The organism is Corallococcus silvisoli (assembly GCF_009909145.1).
Lineage (GTDB): Bacteria > Myxococcota > Myxococcia > Myxococcales > Myxococcaceae > Corallococcus > Corallococcus silvisoli.
In genome coordinates this window covers 112,201-128,117 of the sequence record NZ_JAAAPJ010000020.1, presented here as the reverse complement: position 1 = coordinate 128,117, position 15,917 = coordinate 112,201, and the positions used below count along the sequence as shown (strand labels likewise).

The following is a 15,917-nucleotide window of genomic DNA, read 5'->3' as shown; positions in this document are numbered from 1 at the left end:
AGCACCCCGCGAGGGAGGAACGCCTCCCTCAGGTCCAGTCCTCGCCGTCGTCGCCGGACCAGAGCTCGTCCTCCAGCGGGAGGCCCGCCTCCGCCCCCCCCAGGGGCCCCACGAGCGCGTCGGAGCGCACCTCCGCCACCTCGCGCAGCGCTTCGGGAGGACCATAGGGCCGCCCCTCCGAGTTCAGCAGGGCCCGCAGCGAGTCCCGCAGCTCCGCGCCCGTCTGGAAGCGCGCGGCGCGGTCGCGCCGGAGCACCCGCTGGAGCACCGCGCACATGCCCTCCGACAGCCCCCGCGTCGCCTGCTCCACGTGCACCGGCGTCAGGCAGGCCATGCGCGCGGCCATCAGGGGCGCGGGAAGCCAGCTGGGCGTCTCCGCGCACAGCCCGCGTGCGTTGTTCAGGGGCTGGGCCTGCTGCGCGGCGCGCTCGATGTCCTCCAGGTCCAGCAGGTGCAGCCCCGTGAGCAGCTCCAGGAGCACCATTCCCAGGGAGAACAGGTCCGCCCGTCCGTCCAGGCCCTGTCCCTCCAGGGCTTCGGGCGAAGCATAGGCCACGTCCCCGCGCACGAGCCCCGGCTCGGTCACCACGCGCCCCGGCAGCCGCGACCACGCGAGCGCGAAGTCCGACAGCCGCACCCGGCCGTGTACGTCCACGCGCACGGAGCGGGGGCTGACGTCACGGTGCACCACGCCCACGGGCACGCCGCGCGCATCCTCCAGCGCGTGGGCGTGGTGGAGCGCGTCCGCCACCTCCGCGCCCACGTACGCGGCGAACGCCTCCGAGAACGGCCGCCGCCGCAGCGCCGCGAAGCTGGACAGCGACTCCAGGCAGGGGCCGTCCACGTACTCCGTGACGAGGTGGGGCGCGCCGTCGTGCACCCGCACCAGGTACACCGGGGCGATGGCCGGGTGGCTCAGCCGCATGAGCAGCTTCACCTCCTCGCGCAGCCGCGCCCGCCCCACGTCGTCCCCAACGTCGCGCAGGCGTTTGATGAGCACCAGTCCGCCCGGCGTGCGCGCGTAGTGCCGGCGGGCGAGCAGCAGCTCCCCTCCGGCGCGCGACCCCAGGTAGCGCACCAGCTCATAGGACGTGGCCCCGGTGGAGAAGAGGATGAAGGGCCGGGACGCGGACTGCGCGGGGGGATGGGTGGCCATCGTGGATGACGCTCCTTCGGAAGCGCTTCCCAGGGTGGGAAGGCATGAGGAAGACCTCACGCCCGCGTCCTACCACCCGGGTCAGACATTCCCATCCGACCTCACCGGGCATTTCCCCGACTAAAAAGGAAACGGCCCCCGCGTCGCCGCGAGAGCCGCTGCCTTCAAGTCCATCCCCTGTCCACCTGGGACGTTTCGGCGCGTGTGGCGCGGGGATTACTTGTCCAGCTTCTTCACCGGCGCGACCAGGGTGACGTCGCGGGCGACCATGTCCTTGCCGTCCATCACGTAGGAGGCGCGCACCTGCGAGCCTTCCTTGATGTCATCCAGCTTCACCGCGCGGCTGCCGCTGTCCATCAGCGCCGTCTTGTCGTTCGTCTTGATCTTCAGCTCGCGGTTGTGGGTGTCCACCAGCGTCAGCGTGTCGCCGGACTTGGACAGCAGGCGGCCATTGACGGTCGTGGCCGCGGCGGCGGCCGTCGTGCCGGCCATGCCGGAGCCACCCAGGGCCAGCTCCTCATCGCGGTTGGCCTGGGCCTCGGCCAGGTCCTTCTCCTCGTCGCGCACGTCCTCATTGGCGCTGGCGATCTTCTCGTTGGCGTCCTGGTGCGCCTCCGCGATGTCCTCGTTGGCGCTCCGCTGCGCGGACGCCATCTCCTTGTTCTCGTCCTGACGCGCCTCGGCTGTCTCCTGCGCCGCTTCCTGGCGGGCCTCGGCGACGTCCTCGCGCTGGGCCTGGACATCGTCCTTCTTACAGCCAGTAACCATCGTCAGCCCCGCCACCGCCGTGACCGCGAACATGAGCTTCCGCATGTGACTGCCCCCTGTTTGTGTGTTCTGGATGCCGGAGGAATTGTTCCCCGGCGTTGGGCAGAAACTGGTCGCTCCCCCCGTACCTGCACAGGGGTTGTCACGGGCGTTTCCAGGGACTAGGGGCAGCCTCCTGGGAGGACGCGCCCTGGCCGTCCGCCTGCTCTCCAGGCGGAACAAAACGCATCCGGGCACGAAAAATCCGCTCCGGGGCGCTTGATGGGGGTGGTTTTTGGAGGGTGGCGGTGCGTTGACAGGGCAGAACCGCCCTTGTACTGGCACCGGCGGGTCCCGTTCGTGGGGGCCGGAAGGAGCCGTGACGCCGTGAACGTGTGGGTGAACGGAGAAGCGCGAACGCTGCCGGAGGGCAGCACCCTTTCGTCCCTGCTGGCGCTGCTGGCGCTGGGCAGCGGACCCGGGGTGGCGGTGGAGGTGAACGCGGAGGTGGTGCGCCGCGCCCGTCACCCCGAGCACCGGCTCCAGGACGGAGACCGGGTGGAGATCGTCACCTTCGTGGGTGGCGGGTGAGTGCAGGCCTGGGAGAGGACACGGTCATGAGCGGCATCGCGGACAAGCCTTTCACGCTGGCGGGGGTGACGTTCACCTCGCGGCTCATCGTCGGGACGGGGCGGTACCCCAGCCACGCGGTGATGAAGCAGTGCCACGACGCATCGGGCGCGGAGCTCGTCACGGTGGCGGTGCGGCGCCTGGACCTGAAGGCCACGGGCGAGGCGTCGCTGATGAACTGGATCGACCGGAACAAGCTGCGGCTGCTGCCCAACACGGCGCTCTGCTACACGGCGGACGACGCGGTGCGCACGTGCCGGCTCGCGGAAGAGCTGGGCATGAGCAAGTGGGTGAAGCTGGAGGTCCTGGGCGACGAGAAGACGCTCTACCCGGACGTGGAGGAGACGCTGAAGGCGGCGCGCATCCTGGTGAAGGAGGGCTTCACGGTGCTGCCCTACACCAGCGACGACCCCATCACCGCGCGCAAGCTGGAGGACGCTGGCTGCGCGGCGGTGATGCCGCTGGCGGCGCCCATCGGCAGCGGCCTGGGCATCCGCAACCCGCACAACCTGCGCCTCATCCGCGAGGTGGTGAAGGTGCCCGTCATCGTGGACGCGGGCGTGGGCACGGCGTCCGACGCGGCGATCGCGATGGAGCTGGGCGTGGACGCGCTGCTCATGAACACCGCCATCGCGGGCGCGAAGGATCCGGTGCGCATGGCCGTGGCCATGAAGAAGGCGGTGGAGGCGGGCCGCGACGCGTTCCTGGCCGGGCGCATCCCGCGCAAGGCGTACGGCTCCGCGTCCAGCCCCATCGAGGGGCTCGTCGAGTAGTGCCCGGCCTTCCCCGCCTCGTCGTCATCACCGACTGGCGCCTGCCCCGAACGCGGCTGTTGTCCGCGCTCGACCGGGCGCTCGCGGCGGGGCCCGGGGTCGCCGTGCAGCACCGCCACCCGGAGGCCTCGGGGCGGCTGTTCCTGGAGGAGGCCCGGCTCGTCGCGGACCTGTGCCGGGCCCGGGGGCGGACGCTGTTCGTCAACGGGCGGCTGGACGTGGCGCTGCTGGTGGACGCGCACCTGCATCTGCCCGCCGCCGGCCCCTCGCCCCTGGACGTGCGCCCGCACCTGCCGCCGGGGCGGCTCATCAGCGTGGCGGTGCACGATGCGCACGAGGCTGAAAGTGCGGCGGGAGCGGACCTGGCGCTGGTGAGCCCGGTGTTCGCCCCCGGCTCCAAGCCGGGAGACACACGCGCGCCCCTTGGACTCGAAGGGTTCCGGGGACTCGCTGCGCGGCTGCCCTGCCCTGCCCTGGCGCTGGGCGGGATGACGCCCGAGCGTGCGCGAGGGGTCCCTGACGCATGGGGCTTCGCCGCCATCTCGTCGGTGCTGGAGGCGGAGGATCCACGCTCGGCGGCCATGGCACTGCTGGATGCTTGTGGGGCCTCGCTCGGTTGAGCACGAGCGCGGGCCTCGCGTCGGGGGAGGCATGACCCTCGATGCGGTGGCGGAGCCTCTCGCGAGCCGCCCAGGACCGCGCTCGAGGCGTACGGGACGTCTCCCGGTTGAGCACGGGTGCGGCTCCCGCGTCGGCGGCGTCGTGCCCCTCGATGCGCTGGCCCGAGTCCCTCGCGAGCCGCCCAGGACCTCGCTGGAGGCTCACGGGACGTCTCCCGGTTGAGCACGAACCGTTGACGGGGCTTCGGTCATCGCTGTCAGTCCTTTGAAGCGGGAATCTCCACGGCTCGCGCGGCGCGATGCATCCAGGGCCCCGGGAGCTGGGGGCGGCGCTATGCTGCCCGGCCGTGAAGCCCTCCCCGACCTCCGTCGAGCTGCGCCCGCTCGCCATCGGAGAACTCATCGACCGCGCCGCGACGTTCTGGCGTGCGCACCTCAAGCCCCTGTTCGTGCTCTGCCTGGGGTTCGACCTGCTCAACTACATCGCGGTCAAGGCCTTCACCGTCGCGATGACACGCATGGTGGGCGTGATGCCGGGACTCAAGGGGCCTCCCGCGAACACGGACCCAGGAGCGGCCCTGGCCCAATCCGGCATCGCCTTGGGCCTGATGAGCCTCCTGTACGTGTTCCTCGTGTGGAACTACTGGATCGCCACCACGGCGGCGGCCCGGTACGTGGTGCCCATGACCCTGGGCGAGTCGGTCCGCCCCTCGGAGGGACTGCGCCGGGCGGCGTCGCGGCTGGGCACGCTGACGACGACCTACCTCCTGTCGTTGGCCTGGTCCCTGGGCGTGACGCTCCTCTTGTGCCTGCCCGGCTCCCTCGTCATGGGGTTGGGCGTGGTCGCGGCCGTCACGGGCAAGGGCGCCACTGGCGGCACGGTGGTCAGCGTGGCGCTGATCATCATCGGGGCCATCGTGCTGGGCCTGGGCGCGCTGGCGGCGGTGCTCTGGTACTTCCTGCGCTTCATGCTGCTGCCCCCGGTGCTGGCCATGGAGGACATCGGGGCGTGGGCGGCCTTCAAGCGCTCCGGCGCGCTGCTGTCGGGTCGCATCGAGCCAGGCTTCGTGGGCCGAGGCACCGTGCGGGCCATGGTGCTGTCCACGGTGGTGGGCGGCATCCTCATCGCGGTGAGCCTGGTGTCGGGCTTGCCCGCGTGGATCGTCCGGCTTGCCTATGGCGGCAACCTGTTGGACCCCGCGGCGCAGGCGGCCATCCCGCAGCTGCTGCTGGTGCCCGCGGAGCTGCTGCAGGTGGTGGGACAGTCCTTCTTCACGCCGCTGAGCTTCGTGGTGTCGGCGTTCTTCTACGTGGACATGCGCGTGCGCCGCGAAGGCCTGGACCTGGAGCGGCGGATGATGGCCCCGGAACCGACGACACCGTCCCCCTGACGCCCCGTGCCCACCCTGCCCCTGCTCCTCGTGCTGTCCGCCTTGTCCCCCTGCGCGGACCGCGAAGCCGTCTCGCACCGGCTCGAGGACACCGCGCGCTCCCGGCCCCAGGACCTCACCGCGGAGGTGAACCGGCTGGTGGAGTCACTGGACGGAGTGCCCCTCCCGCCGGCGGGCTCCGGACAGTCGGCACCCGACCGGGCCCACCAGCTCACGGTGTACCTGGAAGCGGTGTGCCGGCTGGACGCGGAGCCGCCCGGGGTCCCAGGCGTCACGAGCGATCCCGAACGGCTGCGGGCCATCCTCGACCGGCCGGAGTTCGCGAGGGCCCGTCAGCGCAACAGCGACGTGTTGACGCGCCTGATGCGGGAGCTGGGAAACTGGCTGGAAGGCCTCTTTGAGTCCAAGGGCGCCCAGGGCTTCGCGGTGGCCACGCGCGCGGTGATGCTCGGCGTGGCGCTGGCCGTGGTGCTGTTCGGCGTGCTGCGGGTGCGCTGGCGCCGGGTCCGGAAGACCGCGACGTCGCCGGGTGTCGAGGCCGAGGCAGCGCCCCTGCCCCTGGACACCCCCGGAGAGCACCTGAGCCGGGCGCGCACCGCGCTGGAGTCGCAGGACGCGCGGGAAGCCATCCGCGAAGGGCTCCTGGGCCTGCTGTCCTCCCTGGAACAGCGCAAGCTGGCGAGGCCAGATCGAGTGAAGACGAACCGCGAGCTGGCCGCGGAGCTGCCCACTCGCGGCGCCCCGGCGCGCGTCACGGGTGAAGTGGAGCGGCTGGTGGGCTGGTACGACCAGGCATTCTATTCGCTGGAGCCGGTGTCGCGGGACGAAGCCGCGCGCTTCGTGGAGTCGGTGGAGCAGTTGCACGGAAGCCTGGCGGAGGGACGACCGTGAAGAACGCCCGTGTCGCGGTCGTCCTGGGCCTGATGATCGCGGTGGCCTTGGCGGTGGGCCTGGCGTCCCATGAAGCCGTGCCGGATTCGCCCGTGCCGTCCATCACCAATCCGGGCCCCCTGGGCCTCAAGGCCCTCTTCGTGTACCTGCGCGAGCGGGGCCGGGACGTCAGCGCGCAGGAGTCCTCGCTGGAGTCGCTTCCCCAGGGCACGCGCACGCTGGTCATCGCCGCGCCCCAGGCCCAGCCGGTGACGAAGGAGGAGATCAGCGCGCTGGAGCGCTTCGTCCAGGGCGGCGGCACGCTCGTGTACCTGTCGCCGCACGGACTGGGAGCGCACCAGCCGGGAATGGAGGAGTGGCTGCGGCTGGCGTCGGGCGCGCTGCCCGGCGCGAACCACCAGGGCCTCGCCTCCGAATGGGTGGACCCCGCCGGCGTCACTGTGGACGTGTGGCTCCCCGCGGGCGCGCTGCGCGGACTGTCGCTGCTGCGCGTGGCGCGAGACCGGAGCCTGCGGATGGAACGGGCGGACGCGGTGCCGCTCGCGGGACTGGGCGCCGCGGGTGTGCTGTGGCACTGGAGCCTGGGACAAGGCGAGGTCTACGTCGTCGCGGGCCCGGACCTCGCGGAGAACCGGCGGCTGGAGCTGCTCGACAACCTGCGCTTCTGGGATGCGCTCGCCGCGCGCGGCCCCCTGCGCTTCGACGAGTTCCACCACGCCGCCGTGACCCGCCCCCCTCTGTCCCAGGGCCTGTGGGTGTTCATCGCCCAGGGCCTCGCGGTGGGCCTCGTCTACGTCGTCTCACGCGGCACGCGCTTCGGCGCGCCCCGGCCCCTCCGGGTGGAGCGGCACCGCTCGTCGCGCGAGTACGTGCGCTCCCTGGGCTGGCTCATGCGCCGCGCGAAGGTGGAGGCGGAGCTGCTGCCGGAGCTGGACACCGCCCTTCGGCGCTTGATGCAGGAGCGGCTCGGCATCGCTCCGTCTCTTCCAGACGCGGAGGCCGCGCGCCTGCTGGAGGAGACATGCGGCGTGCCCGCTCGCGACTACCTGGACGCGAAGGAGGACCTGCTGCGCACCCGTGGCCACGCGCCTGTCCGCCCCGCGGACTATGCCCGGCTCGCCCGCCGCTACGCCCTCCTGGAGCGCCGGGTGACGGGCCGCGCGGGCGACGCCCGGGAATGACGAAGGCGCGGCGCCCGGTGCCAAGAAGAGGCCCCGGACCCGCGCCTCGGGGCCGTCCGTGACCGGACCGGCGCTACAGCATCTTGCCCGCGGCGAGCATCGCCTCGCCCACGTGCTGGCGGATCTCCGCGACGCGGGCCTCCCAGCTCTCGTGGAAGATCTTCTCCGCGCGCTCGCGGTTCGGCCCCGGCTTGTCCGCCAGCGCCGCGTTCACCTGCTTCACGTAGTCCGCGGGCCTGGTGGCGATGCGGCACAGGCCCACCTTGCGGACCTCCGGCAGGTCGGACGACACCACCGGCAGACCGGACGCCAGGTACTCGCGCACCTTCAGCGGGTTGGAGTTGAGCGTCAGCTCGTTGATGACGAAGGGGTTGAGCGCCACGTCGAAGGCCTTGTTGTAGCCCGGCAGGTCCGCGTACGGCTTGCGGCCCAGCATGTGGATGTTGGGCACCGCGCGCAGCCGGCTGTCGTCGCAGTCCGGCGTCGTCTTGCCCACGATGACCACCGAGCCCTCCGGGTGCGCCTTCGCGCACGCGATGATGGCGTCCTGGTCGATCCAGTCCGCCACCAGCCCGAAGAAGCCGATGATGGGCTTGGGCAGCTTCGCGATGTCGTCCGGAATCCGCGTGGCCGGGTCGCACGCCTTCACGAAGTGCGAGAAGTCCGTGCCGTGGCGCACCAGCACCGTGCGCGGGTTGAGGCGCTTCTTGTTCTCATACAAGCGCTCCGCGGATGTGATGCACATGTCCGCGCGGCGCAGCAGGCGCTCCTCCAGCTCCGCGATGTGCTTGCCATTCGTGTCGCTGAACGCGGAGAACTCATCCACGCAGTGGTAGACGATGAAGTCCTCACCCAGCGTGCCGGACACCGGCGCTGACGCCGGCAGGAAGCTCCAGGAGATGGGCCGCTCGAACTTCAGCTGCTTCATCGCCCGCAGCACCTGGAGCCGCAGCAGGTGGCGGTTCGCCTGGCGCACCGTCTCCGAGCCATAGAAGGGAATCGCCAGCGGCGCCAGCACGTGCAGGTGGGGCTCCACCTCGCGGATGCCCTGGCTGAACGTCGTCAGTTTTTTGAGGATGCGGCGCGCGTCATGCACGTTCGCCTTGGGCGCCCGGTTGCCGATGCTGTTCACCCACAGCACGCGGTTGTCCCGCGAGAGGATCCGCATGATGTGGACCTTCGACAGGGGATCCCCATCCCAGTCGTTGGAGAACACCACCAGGTCCCGCCCGCGGAGGGCCCGCTTCGACAAATCCATCTCTTCACTGCGCCGCATCGTCGTCTCCTGAAATCAATCCCGGTCTCGCGAAACCCTTGAAGCGCCCCTCCGTCTCCGGAGGGCCCCAGCCCGTCCCCGCACCGTCACGCCGCGTTCACGGTTCCTGCAGTCGCCATGCCAGACGGCATCAGCCCCGTGTACAGGTCCAGCATCACCGGCCCCGCATCCGGGGCCACCCCCTTGGCCGGGCCCGACACCAGCGCGTCGCGAACCGCCTGCGCCAGCGCCTGCTCCTCTCCCGCCTTGAACAGCCGCGTGCCCTCCGGGCGCGCGCACACGTCGCTCGCCACGCACGGCACGCCCAGCGCCAGCGCCTCGCGCACGGAGATGGAGTCGCCGTCATGCGTGGTGGGCCGGATGAAGACGTCGCTCCGCGACAGCAGCCCCAGCGCCTGCGCGTGCTCCAGTTCGCCCAGGTCTTCCAGATGCCCCGCGACGCCCAGCTCCCGCGCGTCGCGGATGAACTCCTCGGAGCGCGTGCCCGGACCGAACAGCGCCAGGCCCACGCCGGGGTGCGTCCGCGCGATCAACCTCAGCGCGCGGAACATCGCCTTGCGCCCGTACACGGGCGACGGATGGTGCGCCATCGTCAGCAGGGGCGCGCGCCGGGCCCGGGCGGCCTCCACCTCCGGCGTCACCGGACCGGGCCGCACCTGCGACCCGAGGAAGGCCGGCTGCACCAGGACCTTCTCCTCTGGCACGCCACACGCGACCACCGCGTCGCGCACCGCCGTGGAGACGGCCACCACCCGCGCGTAGCCAGCGAGGGCCGTGCGCGCGAACACGCGCCGGGCCCGCGACTCCGCCAGGTAGTCCGGGAGCAGCCCCGAGTGCAGCGTGATGACGCGCGGCGAGCGCGCTCCGGGCATGCCGCCCACCAGCGCCGCCAGCACCCACGCCTTCGGGTTGTTGCCGCTGGTGTGCAGGTGGACCGTCCAGCCCGCGGACGTGAATCCCGCGAGCCGAAGGCCAAAGGCGGCGGCGCCGTGCACGGGGAGGACGTCCGGAGCCGGCCGGCCACCCTTCCCGATATCGAGCACCTTCGCCTCGACCCCTCGGCCGCGGAGAAATTGATGAAGTTGTTGGACGTGGATGGCCACGCCCCCGTACGGCGGCGGGTAGTCCCCGACGAGCAGCACGCGCATGAAGGAAGTCCTCCTCTTCTCCGAAGCCGCCGCCTAGCGGATGGACGCCCGCGGGGAGGACCGGGGAACCCGGGTGAGCTTGGGCGACGTCCGCGGGGGCAGCAGGCCCATCTCGCGCTGGTAGGTGGCCAGCGGATCCGCGTCCTGGCGGATCATCCTCGCGGGCACGCCCGCCACCACCGCGCCCGCCGGCACGTCCTTGAGCACCACCGCGTTGGCGCCAATCACCGCGAAGTCGCCCACGTGGATGTTGCCCAGCACCTTGGCGCCAGCGCCGATGCGCACGTAGTCACCAATCACCGGAGCTCCCTCCAGGCCGGAGCGCCCGCCGATGGTCACCTGCTGGGAGATGAGCACGTGGCGGCCCACCCTCGCGGACTTGTGGATGACCACGCCGATGCCGCCGTAGCCCAGCTGCGTGCCTTCACCCAGCTCCGCGTCCTCGGGGATGTAGGAGCTGTTCAGGTAGTAGATGGCCTTGCGAAGGACCGCCGGAAGCAGTGGAACCCCCCGCTGCTTGAGCCCGTGCGCCATCCGGTACAACGTCATCGCGTCGAATCCCATCACGCCCTCCCTCGCCCTCGCCCGAACTTCGTGACGCCTGGAAACTAAGTACCCAGGCGTGGAGAGGGAAGTCCTCCCCACGCGTCTTGTTCCCGACGACGCTCACACCGCCCGGCGGGGCCGGAGGGATTGCAAGGCGCTCCAGGGGCGAACGCCTTGCGCATACAGACCCACGACATAGCCCACGATGAAGAGCAGTCCTGCCACCGCGAGGGGAAGCACGCGCCACAGGAAGCCCGTGGGCAGGTTCATCCACGCGTCGTGCACGCCCGTGCGCAACAGGAAGATGCTCCCACCCGCCGCGACCGCCGCCAGCGACGCCTGCCCCAGCTCCCGCCACGGGATGACGTCACGAAACCCCAGCTTCCGCTGGGACGTGGACAGCGCGCGGGGCACGCGCAAGAGCAACATCCCCTTGCCCACCACCTCCGCCAGCGCCCAGGACGTGATGCCCCCCATCATCCCGAAGTGCTTCACCCCGAACCACAGCAGGGGCACCGTCACCGCCGCCTTCACCAGGTACGAGGCGAAGATGGCGCGCGTCTGGCCCCGGGCCCGCAGCGTGCCGTCCATGGGAAGGATGGACAGCACCACGCCCAGCACGCTCACCCGGAAGATGGGGACCGCGGGCAGGAACTTCTGGCCGAACATCGCCCCCACGAACTCCGGCGCCGCCGCGAAGAGGAACGCCGCGAACGGCAGGAACACGAACGCCAGCTTCCCGGCCGCCTCCCGGAAGGCCTCCACGCCCTCCTCCAGGCGGCCCTCGCGCTCCAGTTCCCCCAGGCGCACCATCAGCACCTCGCTGGTGGGCGTGTAGAGCAGGTCCACCACCGGCAACTGGAAGCACCCCACCCGGTAGAGCGCGTACACCGCGGGGGCCACCACGCCCGCCACCGCGTACATGTGCGCGTTCTGCTGGGGGATGGCCAGGCACATCGCCGCGCCGAAGGGGGCCGCGTACACCAGCTGCTCGCGGAACAGCTTCCAGTCCACCAGCGGCCCGGTGGAGCCCCTGAGCGACACCCCCCAGGTCGCCGCGTAGCGCAGGCCCGCGAAGCAGGCCACGGCGATCATCATCCCGTGCAAGGAGAAGCCCAACAGCGGCGGCAGCACCATCACCCCCGAGCGCACCGCGTCGGACACCAGGTACACCGTCGCGGACGCCTTCGTCCTGCCCTGGCTGGTGAGTGAAATCTCCAGCGGATAGCTGCCCAGGAAGAACGCCGTGTAGAGCGCCAGTGCCGCGCGGTGCTCCATCAACGCGGGGTTGTTGAAGTAGGCCGCCACGTGGCCCAGGAAGCCCCAGACCAGGCCCGCCGCCACCAGCCCCGCGCCCGTCACGAAGAGCAGCGCGTGCCCCAGGTAGGGCCGCTTCGCCTCCGCGCGGGGCAGGAAGTAGTAGAGGCTCTGCGCCACGCCGAAGGGCAGCACGTAGGAGAGCGTCGTGGCGATGAGGAACAGCTGGTAGTAGGTGCCGTACTCATCCAGGCGCAGCACCCGGGCGAGCACGAGGGGGATGGACAGCGTGAGCCCGGCCGTGAACAGGCGGGCCAACACCAACGGGCCGGCGCGCCCCAGGAACGACGGGGACGCTGCCGGCTTGGGTGATGCACTCACTGGATCTCCTCCGGCTTCGCCGCCTCCGGGGCAATGGCCACGTTCGGCGCCACCACGACCTGGGCACCGGTCAGCGCCGCGGCAACCCGCGGATCCTTCACGAAGACCGGCGCTGTCACATCCACGACTTCCACCGGAGTCGCCTTCGCCAGTGACGCGTCCGGGCCTTCCAGGTCCTGGATGAGCAGCGTGTTGGACGGGCCGGAGGAGGACAGCGAGTGCGGCCGGCGCCCCAGCACCGGGTGGTTCATGCCCAGCACGCCGAAGCAGTCATCGAACTGGCACACCGTGAGCGCGGACGAGTAGTCCCCCATCATGCCCAGGCTGAAGTTCTCCCACATCACCTTGCGCTTGAGGGTGAACGGGTCGCCCCCCACGCGGTTGGGCAGGTCCTCCGTGGTGACGCCGGAGCGGAAGCCGTTCTGCGTGAGCACGCGGATGATCTCATCCGAGTACCAGCCGTTGCAGTACGCGAAGTCCTTCACCTGGATGCCCACCTCGCGCTCGATGGTGCGCTTGGACTCCAGGATCTCGTGCTCCACCACCGACGTGGGCTCCAGCGTCAGCACCGTGTGGCCCAGCGTGTGCGCGCCGAACTCGAAGCCGTCGCGAGCCATGCGGCGCACCTCCTCCCAGCTCATCACGTCGCCCTGCTCCGGGATGAGGTCCGAGCCGCCGCCCAGCTGCTGCTCCAGCGCGTCGATGATGCCCGTGAGCACACGCGTCGGGTGCTCACCGATGAAGTCGTCCAGCGACGCGGACACCGTCTTCTGCCCGGAGAGGATGGGCCCCAACAGCTCCAGCGACGGGCCCGGCATGGATTCATAGAACGGGCGGAACTTGCGCTCCTGGACCCGGCGCAGCAGGTGGAACAGCCGGTCGTGGTTGAAGCGCTTGTCCGTGTCGATGAACGCCGTGGGCAGGTAGGTGATGGCCGGCACCCCCATCTGCTTGAGCACCGGGTACGCGTGCCGGTAGACGTCCCGGTAGCCGTCGTCGAACGTCACCACGCACAGGTCCTTCTTCGCCGTGCGCCGCCCCGCCATCACGTCCACCGCGTCGCCCAGGCTCGCCAGTTCAAAACCCGCCGCGTGCGCTTCCTCCAGATGCCGCCGGAATGTCTCCTGGGAGATGAGCAGGCCCGGGATGGAGCGCTGCAACTCCCCCGTGAAGTCGCTCACCACGCGGTGGTAGCTCACGATGAGGATGCGCCGCCCTCCGGACTGTGACCGGCGGTACGCCGCCATCGCCTTGCGTGCTCCGCTGTAGTGAAGCAATCCCGCCGCCGCCGCCTTCGCCGCCCGCCGCAACACCCTGCCAGCCATCACGCCTCCCTCCAGCCCGCAATCCCGCCCGTTCCCCCCAATGGAACGGGCCCCATCGCGGTGTGTGCACGGTGGATGCCAAGGCGATAGGGTAGGGAATTCACCCTGCAAAACGCTTAATTCATGTGTTCCTGGTGGAACGAAAGTTCCCACGGAGGTCCCGGTCGTTGGCGGCAGTGGCGCTGAGCGCCCACCGGTGGGGAAAACCTTTCAGTGGCAGGGTGGCGGACAGGCGGAGCAGGCGTAAAAACTTCCCGCCCTCCCGCGGGCAGGCGCGGGCGGGCCCCCGCGGGCCAGGGGTTTCACTGGTGGACAGCGGGTTTTCCGGCTACGAAACGGCCCGCCGATGCCTCCTCCCCCCTCTGGATCAGCGCCCGCGCTCGCCCTCCATGACGTGAGCAAGCGCTATGGGCGAAGGTGGGCGGTGGCCCGGCTCACCTACGCGCTGCCCCCGGGGCGCTCGCTGCTGCTCACCGGCCACAACGGCTCCGGGAAGACGACGCTGCTGCGCCTCATCGCCACCGCGCTCGGCCCCACCGCGGGACGGGTGGAGGTGCTGGGCCGGGACGCCGTCCTGGAGCGCGAAGCGGTGCGCCGCGACGTGGCGCTCCTGTCCCACGCCAGCTTCCTTTATGAGGACCTCACCGCGCAGCAGAACCTGATGGTGCTCGCCCGCCTGCTGGGGGTGGACGCGCCGCAGGACGCCGCGGACGCGCTGCTGAACCGGGTGGGCCTCACCCGCCGCACGGACAGCCCGGTGCGGGGCTTCAGCGCAGGCATGCGCAAGCGCCTGGCCATCGCGCGCCTCCTGATGAAGGCCCCGGCGCTGGCGCTCCTGGACGAACCCTTCGGCGAGCTGGATCCCGCGGGCATCCGGGACATGGAGGGCGTCATCGCGGAGCTCAAGGCGGGCGGCACCACCGTGGTGCTGGCCACGCACCTCATCGAGCAGGGCATGAGCCTGTGCGAGGAGCGGCTGCACCTGCAGGACGGCCGGGCGGTGGCGGCATGAGGTCCACGCGCCCCCCGGGCCTCTTCCAGACGACGCTCGTCCTGCTGCGCAAGGACCTGCTCATTGAATGGCGCACCCGCGCGCGGCTCAACGCGCTGGTGTTCTTCGCCATGGCGACGCTGCTCCTCTTCTCCTTCGCGCTGGGGCCGGACACGAAGCTGCTGGAGCGCAACGCGGGCGGCTACCTGTGGCTGGCCATCCTGTTCGCCAGCGTGCTGTCCCTGGGCGAGTCCTTCCGCGTGGAGTCGGAGAACGCGTGCCTGGACGGCGTGCGCCTGGCGCCCGCGGACGCCCGGGCCATCTTCCTGTCCAAGGCCCTGGGCAACGCCCTGCTGCTCCTGGCCCTGGGCGTGCTGCTGGTGCCGGTGATGGTGGCCCTCTACGGGGTGCGGATCGTCACCGGGCTTGGAGACCTGGCGGGCATCCTGGTGCTGGGCAGCCTGGCGCTCAGCGCCCCAGGGACGGTCTACGCGGCGATTTCAAGCAACGCCCGGGCCCGGGATGTGCTTCTGCCTCTGCTATTGTTCCCGCTCGTCATCCCGGCCCTCCTCTCCGCTGCCAAGGGGACCACCCTCGTGCTCCAGGGAGATCCGATGCAGCAGCTGGGCTCATGGCAGGGGCTGCTGCTGGGGTTCAATCTGATTTACTGGGGCGTAGGCTTCGTGTTGTTTCCCCGGGTCATCGAGGACTGAAGGATGAACAAGTTCGTCAAGTTTGGCCTGCCGGCGTTGGTGCTGGGCTTGTTGGGCGTCGGCTGGTGGCTGGGGCTCGCATGGGCGCCGCCGGACCGGGAGATGGGCGACGTGCAGCGCATCATGTACGTCCACGTGCCGCTCCAGTGGATGGCCATGATGGCCATGTTCATCAACTTCGTGGCCGCGGTGACGTACCTCCTGCGCCAGTCGTGGAAGACGGACGCCATGGCGGAGGCCTCCGCGGAGGTGGGCCTGCTCTTCGGCACGCTGGGGATGATCACCGGCTCCATCTGGGGCCGCCCCACCTGGGGCGTGTACTGGTCATGGGACCCGCGCCTGACGTCGGAGGCCATCCTGCTGGTGTCCTACACGGGCTACCTGGTGCTGCGGCGCTTCGTGGAGGACCCGGAGAAGCGCGCGGTGTGGAGCGCGGTGGTGGCCATCATCGGGGCCATCAACCTGCCCATCGTGTGGTTCTCCGTGCGCTGGTGGCGCAGCCTCCATCAGGTGCAGTCCACCCCCAAGACGGTGGACCCGCAGATGGTGCTGCCCCTGCGCGTGGCGGCGTTCGGCATGCTGGCGCTGCTCATCCTCTTCATGGTGCACCGCTACCGCATCGCGCTCGCGGAGCGGAAGGCGGAGGTGGCGCTGCCGGATGCGCTGCCCACGGACGACCCCGCGCAGCGCGCGGCCCATTCCTCGAAGGTGGCCTGAACATGACCTCGCTGACGTCGCTGCTGGTGCTGGCCCAGGTGGGCAGTGGCCGCCTCCAGGGTGGTTGGGGGTACGTGGGCGCGTGCTACGGCATCTCCGTGGCCGCCTTCGTGCTCTACTCGGTTTCCCTCTGGGCGCGCCGTCCTCGCGCCTCCGCCGATTCGAAGGAGTGAG

General features: G+C 70.7%; 17 protein-coding genes. 10 read left to right on the top strand and 7 right to left on the bottom strand.

Annotated features, from left to right (window positions below; translation table 11 throughout):
- Positions 1–28 precede the first annotated feature (28 nt).
- On the bottom strand, positions 29–1,156 hold the full coding sequence (locus GTY96_RS31895; protein WP_161666685.1) for a serine/threonine-protein kinase: 1,128 nt from the start codon (positions 1,154–1,156) through the stop codon (positions 29–31).
- Positions 1,157–1,372: 216 nt separating this feature from the next.
- A complete protein-coding gene (locus tag GTY96_RS31890) occupies positions 1,373–1,969 on the bottom strand; it encodes an SPFH domain-containing protein (RefSeq protein WP_143905852.1) in 597 nt (198 codons plus the stop codon).
- A 321-nt stretch (positions 1,970–2,290) separates the two neighbouring features.
- On the opposite strand from GTY96_RS31890, the gene thiS reads away from it, so the two are divergent.
- The 6 genes from thiS (at position 2,291) to GTY96_RS31860 (ending at position 7,389) form a co-directional block, all read left to right on the top strand.
- Entirely contained in the window at positions 2,291–2,494 is a 204-nt protein-coding gene (gene thiS / locus GTY96_RS31885) for a sulfur carrier protein ThiS (RefSeq protein ID WP_120559178.1), read from the top strand.
- 26 nt (positions 2,495–2,520) lie between these two features.
- The gene (locus GTY96_RS31880; protein WP_143905850.1) at positions 2,521–3,306 is read left to right on the top strand and encodes a thiazole synthase; all 786 of its coding nucleotides are present in this window, start codon (positions 2,521–2,523) and stop codon (positions 3,304–3,306) included.
- On the top strand, positions 3,306–3,926 hold the full coding sequence (locus tag GTY96_RS31875) for a thiamine phosphate synthase (protein ID WP_161666684.1): 621 nt from the start codon (positions 3,306–3,308) through the stop codon (positions 3,924–3,926). The genes GTY96_RS31880 and GTY96_RS31875 overlap by 1 nt, the downstream gene beginning before the upstream one ends.
- Before the next feature lie 347 nt (positions 3,927–4,273).
- The gene (locus GTY96_RS31870; protein WP_161666683.1) at positions 4,274–5,317 is read left to right on the top strand and encodes a hypothetical protein; all 1,044 of its coding nucleotides are present in this window, start codon (positions 4,274–4,276) and stop codon (positions 5,315–5,317) included.
- Positions 5,318–5,323: 6 nt separating this feature from the next.
- Positions 5,324–6,208: a DUF4129 domain-containing protein gene (locus GTY96_RS31865; protein WP_161666682.1), complete on the top strand. Its 885-nt coding sequence runs from the start codon at positions 5,324–5,326 to the stop codon at positions 6,206–6,208.
- A complete protein-coding gene (locus tag GTY96_RS31860; RefSeq protein ID WP_161666681.1) occupies positions 6,205–7,389 on the top strand; it encodes a DUF4350 domain-containing protein in 1,185 nt (394 codons plus the stop codon). The genes GTY96_RS31865 and GTY96_RS31860 overlap by 4 nt, the downstream gene beginning before the upstream one ends.
- A 73-nt stretch (positions 7,390–7,462) precedes the next feature.
- On the opposite strand, the gene exoP is transcribed toward GTY96_RS31860, so the two are convergent.
- From exoP to exoL, 5 genes are all read right to left on the bottom strand, one after another.
- Positions 7,463–8,665: a spore coat polysaccharide biosynthesis glycosyltransferase ExoP gene (gene exoP, locus GTY96_RS31855; protein WP_161666680.1), complete on the bottom strand. Its 1,203-nt coding sequence runs from the start codon at positions 8,663–8,665 to the stop codon at positions 7,463–7,465.
- 86 nt (positions 8,666–8,751) lie between these two features.
- Positions 8,752–9,813, bottom strand: a complete 1,062-nt coding sequence (locus GTY96_RS31850; RefSeq protein WP_161666679.1) for a glycosyltransferase family 4 protein — start codon at positions 9,811–9,813, stop codon at positions 8,752–8,754.
- Between the two features lie 33 nt (positions 9,814–9,846).
- Positions 9,847–10,377, bottom strand: coding sequence for a serine O-acetyltransferase (locus GTY96_RS31845; RefSeq protein WP_143905835.1), 531 nt, complete (start codon positions 10,375–10,377; stop codon positions 9,847–9,849).
- 102 nt (positions 10,378–10,479) lie between these two features.
- Complete coding sequence (locus GTY96_RS31840) at positions 10,480–11,997, bottom strand: oligosaccharide flippase family protein (protein WP_143905833.1); 1,518 nt, start codon at positions 11,995–11,997, stop codon at positions 10,480–10,482.
- Positions 11,994–13,244 carry a spore coat polysaccharide deacetylase ExoL gene (gene exoL / locus GTY96_RS31835; protein WP_328701077.1) on the bottom strand — a complete coding sequence of 417 codons (1,251 nt, stop codon included), beginning with the start codon at positions 13,242–13,244 and terminating at the stop codon, positions 11,994–11,996. Before exoL ends, GTY96_RS31840 begins: the two co-directional genes overlap by 4 nt.
- Positions 13,245–13,668: 424 nt before the next feature.
- On the opposite strand from exoL, the gene ccmA reads away from it, so the two are divergent.
- From ccmA to GTY96_RS37335, 4 genes are read left to right on the top strand one after another with little or no spacing between them, the layout of a single operon-like run.
- Positions 13,669–14,334 carry a heme ABC exporter ATP-binding protein CcmA gene (ccmA, locus tag GTY96_RS31830; protein ID WP_143905829.1) on the top strand — a complete coding sequence of 222 codons (666 nt, stop codon included), beginning with the start codon at positions 13,669–13,671 and terminating at the stop codon, positions 14,332–14,334.
- Positions 14,331–15,026 (top strand): heme exporter protein CcmB, encoded by a 696-nt coding sequence (locus GTY96_RS31825; protein WP_143905827.1) that lies wholly within the window; start codon positions 14,331–14,333, stop codon positions 15,024–15,026. Before ccmA ends, GTY96_RS31825 begins: the two co-directional genes overlap by 4 nt.
- A 3-nt stretch (positions 15,027–15,029) precedes the next feature.
- Positions 15,030–15,743, top strand: a complete 714-nt coding sequence (gene ccsA / locus GTY96_RS31820) for a cytochrome c biogenesis protein CcsA (protein ID WP_161666678.1) — start codon at positions 15,030–15,032, stop codon at positions 15,741–15,743.
- Positions 15,744–15,745: 2 nt separating this feature from the next.
- A complete protein-coding gene (locus tag GTY96_RS37335; protein ID WP_186002079.1) occupies positions 15,746–15,916 on the top strand; it encodes a hypothetical protein in 171 nt (56 codons plus the stop codon).
- Position 15,917: the final 1 nt, after the last annotated feature.